This is a genomic window from Sphingobium sp. BS19 (genome assembly GCF_027925545.1).
Lineage (GTDB): Bacteria > Pseudomonadota > Alphaproteobacteria > Sphingomonadales > Sphingomonadaceae > Sphingobium.
This window is the reverse complement of record NZ_BSEF01000052.1, coordinates 1-6,897: the sequence shown is the minus strand read 5'-3', so window position 1 is coordinate 6,897 and position 6,897 is coordinate 1. Positions and strand designations below refer to the sequence as shown.

Annotated in this window: 4 protein-coding genes and 3 pseudogenes; 5 read left to right on the top strand and 2 right to left on the bottom strand. The window is 63.4% G+C overall.

Annotated features, from left to right (window positions below; all coding sequences use genetic code 11):
• Positions 1 to 261 precede the first annotated feature (261 nt).
• From QMG56_RS22810 to QMG56_RS22795, 4 genes and pseudogenes are all read left to right on the top strand, one after another.
• Positions 262 to 378, top strand: a pseudogene (locus QMG56_RS22810) (IS3 family transposase); the annotation flags it as partial.
• Positions 374 to 691 (top strand): annotated as a pseudogene (locus QMG56_RS22805) (2-oxo acid dehydrogenase subunit E2); the annotation flags it as partial. The pseudogenes QMG56_RS22810 and QMG56_RS22805, both read left to right, overlap by 5 nt.
• A 51-nt stretch (positions 692 to 742) precedes the next feature.
• Positions 743 to 907 (top strand): hypothetical protein, encoded by a 165-nt coding sequence (locus tag QMG56_RS22800; protein ID WP_309298606.1) that lies wholly within the window; start codon positions 743 to 745, stop codon positions 905 to 907.
• A 68-nt stretch (positions 908 to 975) separates the two neighbouring features.
• A complete protein-coding gene (locus tag QMG56_RS22795; protein ID WP_281825161.1) occupies positions 976 to 2,076 on the top strand; it encodes an IS5 family transposase in 1,101 nt (366 codons plus the stop codon).
• Positions 2,077 to 2,261: 185 nt separating this feature from the next.
• On the opposite strand, the pseudogene QMG56_RS22790 reads toward QMG56_RS22795, so the two are convergent.
• Both QMG56_RS22790 and QMG56_RS22785 read right to left on the bottom strand, forming a co-directional pair.
• Positions 2,262 to 2,577 (bottom strand): annotated as a pseudogene (locus QMG56_RS22790) (hypothetical protein); the annotation flags it as partial.
• A gap of 362 nt (positions 2,578 to 2,939) precedes the next feature.
• Positions 2,940 to 5,897: a Tn3 family transposase gene (locus QMG56_RS22785; RefSeq protein ID WP_281825159.1), complete on the bottom strand. Its 2,958-nt coding sequence runs from the start codon at positions 5,895 to 5,897 to the stop codon at positions 2,940 to 2,942.
• A gap of 139 nt (positions 5,898 to 6,036) precedes the next feature.
• Here QMG56_RS22785 and QMG56_RS22780 point away from each other — a divergent pair, with 139 nt between their 5' ends.
• Positions 6,037 to 6,615 carry a recombinase family protein gene (locus tag QMG56_RS22780; protein WP_048575105.1) on the top strand — a complete coding sequence of 193 codons (579 nt, stop codon included), beginning with the start codon at positions 6,037 to 6,039 and terminating at the stop codon, positions 6,613 to 6,615.
• Positions 6,616 to 6,897 lie beyond the last annotated feature (282 nt).

Genomic DNA, 6,897 nt, shown 5'->3' with positions numbered 1-6,897 from the left:
CAAATTTAGAGCCTTCTCTGATTGGGCCCTTTGGGTCAAGCTGCTTCCTCGATTACGTGATCGTTCCCATGGATCACTCGCTTCTCTTCGCGGTCGGCGCAAGGCCGCCGCATAATGGGGTCATGGAGAGCAAGGCGTCTCAATCTGTTTCGCGACCTTCAGCTGGGCTGAGGTTCAGAGGTGGCTTGGGAAAACTGGACACCGGGATAAGTGGATTTTTTGCCTGACGGCGGCCAGGATGGCCGCGTGACAGGAGTAGAGATGAGCAAACGCCCCCATAGGAACCACAGCCCGGCATTCAAAGCGAAGGTGGCCTTAGCCGCCGTAAAGGGCGAGAAGACGCTGGCGGAGCTGGCACAGCTGTTTGACGTTCAGCCGCCTGGCCGAGGCGGCGCGCACGGGCAAGGCGAAGTCCGAAAAATTGTCCGCCTCGACTCTGACGATCACGTCGCTGGGCCCGCTCGGCGGCATCGTGACAACCCCGGTGATCAACCGCCCGGAAGTGGCGATCATCGGTCCCAACAAGGTGATCGAACGCCCCGTCTTCCGCGACGGCCAGGTCGTTCCTGCCAAGCTGATGAACCTGTCGATCAGTTGCGATCATCGCGTGGTCGATGGCTGGGACGCCGCCAGCTATGTCCAGGCCTTAAAATATATCATCGAGACGCCCGCACTTCTGTTCGTCGATTGAGCACGCGGTGCAGACGCCCGCCATTTGCGATTCATGCACAAGGAATGATCCATGCCCGACACATCGCCTGCCGCTGCGCCGTTCATCGTGGGGATCGGCGGCACCACTCGCGCCGGCTCATCGACCGAGCGCGCCTTGCGCAGCGCGCTGGATGCGGCGGCGGCCAGGGGCGCGCGCACTTATCTGTTCGACGGCCCGTTTCTAGCAGGCTGTTGAAGAAGTCGGTGGCGCGAGCGTTTGGGACGTGATTCACTCGTGGGCGGTGATCGTCGAGCGGGGGTGGGATGCGGGGCACGGACAAGCGGTCGGGCGAGCTGTTTTCGTTCGTGGACCTGGAGCGGCGGGTCCGGGGCGATCACCCGCTTCGGGCGATACGGCTGGTTGTAAGCGATGGGCTCGACGCGCTGTCGAGCGAGTTTGCGGCGCTGTATTCCGGCATGGGGCGGCCGTCGATCGCGCCCGAGATGCTGCTGCGGGCGATGCTGCTCCAGGCCTTCTACTCGGTGCGCTCGGAGCGGCAGCTGATGGAGCGGCTGGAGTTCGACCTGCTGTTCCGCTGGTTCGTCGGCCTCGGGGTGGACGAGCCAGTGTGGGACCACTCGACCTTTTCCAAGAACCGCGACCGGCTGCGCGACGGCGACATCGCTGCGCGGTTCCTGTCCGCGATCCTGGCGCAGCCCCGTGTCCGGCGGCTGCTGTCGAACGATCATTTCAGCGTCGATGGGACGCTCATCGAAGCCTGGGCCAGCATGAAGAGCTTCCGCCCGCGGGACGAGCAAGACCGTTCGGAAGGCGGCGATGGCGATGACGGCGGGCGCAACCCGACCGTCGACTTTCGCGCCGAGAAGCGTTCCAACGCCACCCACGCCAGCACCACCGATCCTGATGCGATGCTCTACCGGAAGGGCTCGGGCATGGAGGCGAAACTCTGCTTCATCGGCCACGGCCTCATGGAGAACCGGTCGGGCCTGCTGGTCGATGCCCGGCTCACGCGCGTGTCCGGTCATGCCGAGCGCCTTGCCGCGCTGGAGATGATCGAGCCCCATGCCACCCGGCCCCGCGGCATCACGCTGGGTGCCGACCGCGGCTACGACGCCGCCGACTTCGTCGAGGAGCTGCGAACACTGAACGTCCGACCGCACGTCGCCCAGAACGTCAGCCGCAGACGTTCGGCGATCGATCGCCGCACCACTCGCCACGCCGGCTACGCAGCCAGCCTGCGCGTCCGCAAGCGGATCGAGGAGGCGTTCGGCTGGATCAAGACCGTCGCAGGCCTGCGACGAACCAAGCTCCGCGGCCTCCAGAAGGTCGACTGGTCGTTCACCTTCGCGGCGGCCGCCTATAATCTGATCCGGTTGCCCAAGCTGCTCGGAGCGACCGCATGAGCGGCTCGCCCGCACCCGATGCTGGCCGTCTCCCTCGCCCCGCCCGGGGTCACCGCCCAGACAGGCCGTGGAAGGAAGATCGCTGGCCCGAATAGGACCGCCGAAAGCCGTAGCCCGCAGCCCCCGCGCCCTCTCGGCTACTTCTTCAACAGCCTGCTAGTGAAGTTATGCTCACCTCAGCATAACTTTACGAAAGGCTTCACATACCCCGGCGGGATCAGGCGAACCTCATGGCCCAGCAGGGCTATCTCCCGGCCCCAATAATGTGACCCTCCGCAGGCCTCCATGGCGACCGTGCAGGGTGGAAGCGCGCTGAAGAAGGAAAGCACCTGATCCCGGCTCAGCTTCTTGCGCACGGTAGCATGTGTTGATGGCAGAGTAAAATGCCCCGTTCCGGGGAAAATTACTGTGCCGTTGACAAGCATGACCAGTTCCGTCAGCCCCGTGGACTTGGAATACCCTCTTCGCCAGATCCAGCCCGATCGTAACAATCTCCGACATCACCGCTCTCCTCCATCGATTGAAGACCCACGTTGGCACATCAAGGCCGTCGGGGGGCGGCTACATCATCAATGCCTACCGGGGTTCATCTGCGTCTCTTCGCTGATGGAGACACGGATGAATATCTCGGATGAAGCGGCAGCCTTCCTATTTCCCTGATCAATATTGATTATACAGTTCATAAACTGGAATCGTGTGCGTTTGGGACGTAGCCGCGCACTGAGGTGTCGGGGATATCGGGGAAGGCGCGATGTCACACTGACGCACTTAGTATTGGTGTGCCCGGCCACGGGTGCACGCAAAATGGGGTGACTACACGAAAGTGACGTATCTGCACGCTAAGGGCGAACGGATGAGGAACGTCACGCGGCGAGCAGGGAACTGACGGCGCGAAGCGGTCGCAAGGCATCCGGATCGGGCCGATCATCGACGTTCCAGCTATAGTCGCCAGTCAGCGAGATATGCTCCCAGCCCAATGGCGCGACGTGGCGCGCGATCTCGTCGGGCGTGCCGCTGTCAGCCAGCGCCATTTCGAGATAGCGGGTGTTCCACAGGATGATGGCGGCGACGAGCAGGTTGAGGCCGGATGCGCGATAGGTCTGGTTCTCGAACCGCCGATCGCGCAACTCGCCGAGCTGGTTGAAGAAGAGCGCGCGGGCGAGCGCGTTGCGGGCTTCACCCTTGTTGAGCCCGGCTTGGGTGCGCCGGCGCAGGTCGATGTCGCGCAGCCAGTCGAGCATGAAGATCGAGCGTTCGAGGCGACCAAGCTCGCGCAGCGCGAGGGCCAGTCCGTTCTGTCGCGGATAGGCGGACAGCCGGCGCAGCATGGCCGAAGCGGTGACGGTGCCGGTGCGGATCGACGTGGCGAACCGCAACAGTTCGTCCCAATGGGCACCGACATGGGCCATAGCGATCGGATCTCCGGTCATCCCCGCCAGCAACCGTCCGGCTTCCTGACCCGGCAGCAGATGCAGGCGTCGGTCCTTGATGTCGCGCAGACGCGGCGCGAAGCGGTAGCCGAAGAAGGGCATGAGTCCAAATACATGGTCCGATGCCCCGCCCGTATCGGTGTAGTGCTCCTCGATCGTCAGGCCGGTCTGGTGATATAGCAAGCCATCTAGAACATAGGGCGCTTCGCCAGCGGTCGCCGCGATCACCCGGCTTGCGAAGGGGGCATATCGATCCGAGACATGGGTGTAGAAGGCGACGCCCGGTTCGTTGCCGCTGCGCGCGTTGATATCGCCGATCGCGGCCCCGCGGCCGCCGGCATGAAATTGTTGTCCGTCGCTCGACGAGGTGGTGCCGTCTCCCCAGAGTGCGGCGAGCGGCATGGTGCGATGGGCGTCAATCAGCCGCGCCAACGCTGCGCCATAGGCCGCCTCGCTGATATGCCAGTCGTGGAGATGGGCGAGCTGGCGCAGACTTGCGCCCCGGCAGGTTTCCGCCATGCGGGTGAGGCCGAGATTGATGCCATCGGCGAGGATGACGGTGAGCAGGGCATTGCGATCGTCGGCCTCCCGGCCCGAACGCCGATGGATGAAGCACTCACTGAACCCGGTCCAGGCATCGACCTCAAGCAGAAGATCGGTGATTTTCACGCGGGGCAGTCGATCATAGGCGGCGCGACGGGCAATCTCGGTAGCGGGAGGCGTCACCGCCTTCAGCGGCGAGATAAGAAGGCCGCTTTCGTCAAGCCTGACCTGGGGCAGCTCGCCCTGTCGCGCGAGGATTGTTACCTGTTCGATCGCCGTGTCGAGCCTAGTGCGCCGCTCCTCAATATGGCGTTCGAAGTCCGTTTCGATGGCGAGCGGCAGCGGCCCCTTCTCGCGCAGCGCCGCAAAGGTGGCTGGCGGGATGAGATAGCTGTCGAAATCGCGGAACTGGCGGCTTCCCGCGACCCATATGTCCCCGGCTCGCAACCGCTCGCGAAGCTGCGACAGAGCGCATAGCTCATAGGCGGCACGATCGACGATACCGTCCCGCAGGACGAACGTCCGCCATGCTGACGGCACAAAGCGCAACGGCACGCGATCAGGCAGGCGCCGTTTGCCGGTCCGGTATAGCTCCGCGATAATTGCCAGCGCCGACAGAAGTCCCTGCACCGCACCCGCGCCACGAAATTCGAAAGCATTGAGAAAAGCGCCGGCAAAGAGCTTCACCGTGCGATGCCGCTCGATCAATTCAGCGGTGCGATCGACGGTTTCGGGTCGGCCGAGGACTTCCGCTTGCTCGACCGCCACGGCGAAGCGCTGCCAGTCCAGTGCACCGATCTGCGCCAGCGAATCCACGCCTTTGGTGCACGCGTCGATGAGGATGCGGCAAGACCCCGTGAGTGTCCGAAGATGGCTCTGCAGCTCCCGCACCGTCTTGAGGGCTTTATCGCGGGTCCGGTTCTCGGCGCGGCGCACCATGTTGCCCAACAGCTTGTCGAACATCATCAGGGTCGCGTCGGTCAGGCTTTCCTCAAACCGGATGCCGGTTGCCGCCAGCGTCGCGTGTCGGCGCAGGGCATTGAGTTCGCCAAGGTGCTGGGGCGTGATGCGGCTGCCCTCGTCCGCCAGCCTGTCAAAAGTCGAGGCCGGGATCATGTCGGCCCGGGCGCGATCGAGGCCCAGCGCGCGGACATAGGCGAGGCGTTCGATCAATCGCAGGATATTGCGCGCGGCAGGAGATTGTGGCGCATTGCGCAGCCAGGATAGCCATGTTGCCGGTTGCCCCGTTCGTAGGGCCAGCAGATCGTCCAGACCCTGTAGCGTGTCGGGTCGCAAGCCGTTTGTGAGCACTTCATATGTAAGCTGCTCGGCTTGCTGGCGAGCCCGCCGAAGCACCGCTTCAAGAATCGACGGGGAAGGCAGGAGTATCTGCCGACGCCGGAGTTCGTCGACGATGACCCCCGCCATCTGGCCGGGGTGGATGATGGTCTGCGCGATCGGGATCGAGAAGGCCACGACTTCGCGGAAAGCGTGACGGTCGAAGACCCTGAACCCGTGCGATCGTCGGATTTCGACGAGATGCTCGCGGCGCGTCTGGTCCCGATGGGCATAGTCCGCAAACGCTTCGGGCGCGACGCCGAGTTGCCGGGCCACATAGGCGATCACCGGGGCGGGCGGGACTTCGCCCGCTTCAAGTGTCCGGCCAGGCCATCTCATAGTGAGCAGGAGCATTGCGAAGCCGAGCCGGGTGGCATCGCCGCGCCGGCGGCCGACAATTTCCAGATCATCGCTGGTCAGCGTATAGTGACGTGCAATCTCGCGCTCATCGAGCGGTGCGTCATAATGCCCCGCCCAGATTTCCGGGCTCACCAGTCGCCGCCTCGCCAAGCATCATCTCCTTCGCCATTCCTGTCCGTCAGACGGTCCTCTGGCGGTCAGCATGAATATGTCCGTCAACTCTGGACCTATAACGGCGATTCGGACAAGAATAGAAATTGATGGGAAAACGGACACTCTGGAAGCACGCATGGCGCTGATCGGCTACGCTCGGGTATCAACCGGCGATCAGAAGCTGGCGCTCCAGCATGATGCGCTGAATGCGGCAGGATGCGAGCGTATCTTCGATGACCACGCGTCAGGCGCGAAGACCGATCGACCGGGTTTGGCCGAAGCGCTCGCCTATTTGCGTGCCGGTGACACGCTGGTCGTTTGGAAGCTCGACCGGCTCGGCCGCTCGATGAGCCATCTGATCGAGAAAGTCGGCGAACTGGCCGCGCGCGGTGTCGGCTTCCGCTCACTCACCGAGAAAATCGACACCACCACGTCGGGCGGCATGCTGGTGTTCAACATCTTCGGTTCGCTTGCCCAATTCGAGCGTGATCTGATCCGAGAGCGCACCCATGCCGGCCTCAAGGCTGCTCGCGAGCGAGGCAGCCACGGCGGTCGGCGGCCAGTGGTCACGCCCGACAAACTACGCAAGGCGCGCGACCATATTGCCTCTGGCCTCACCGTCCGCGAAGCCGCAACCCGCCTCAAGATCGGGAAGACCGCCCTCTACAAGGCTCTCGAAGGCAGGGAGAAGGACGCAAAGCCCAAGCGTTCGTGATCCGTTCGCCCTTAGCGTGCAGATACGTCACTTTCGTGTAGTCACCCCAAAATGCGGAAGCGCGACATCGATACGCGCCCGCATCGGAGGGGGAGACTGAAGGTGCATTATCTCACGAAATCTGTTTATTGTTCCGTATCCGCAATGGGGTTGCTTGCCGATTCCGATGAAGTCGCCCCCCGTTTCCGGGATGATTACGCCCCCTGATTCCGAGATGAAGTCGCCCCCTCGGAAGCGGGGCCTTTCGGCAATGCTCGTTGTTGTGTCGTTCGCGGCTGCCGT

Bases quoted from the DNA above. Each gene is read 5' to 3' on its own strand.
- QMG56_RS22800 (WP_309298606.1), top strand. From the start codon at position 743: ATGCCCGACACATCGCCTGCCGCTGCGCCGTTCATCGTGGGGATCGGC.
- QMG56_RS22795 (WP_281825161.1), top strand. From the start codon at position 976: ATGCGGGGCACGGACAAGCGGTCGGGCGAGCTGTTTTCGTTCGTGGAC.
- QMG56_RS22780 (WP_048575105.1), top strand. From the start codon at position 6,037: ATGGCGCTGATCGGCTACGCTCGGGTATCAACCGGCGATCAGAAGCTG.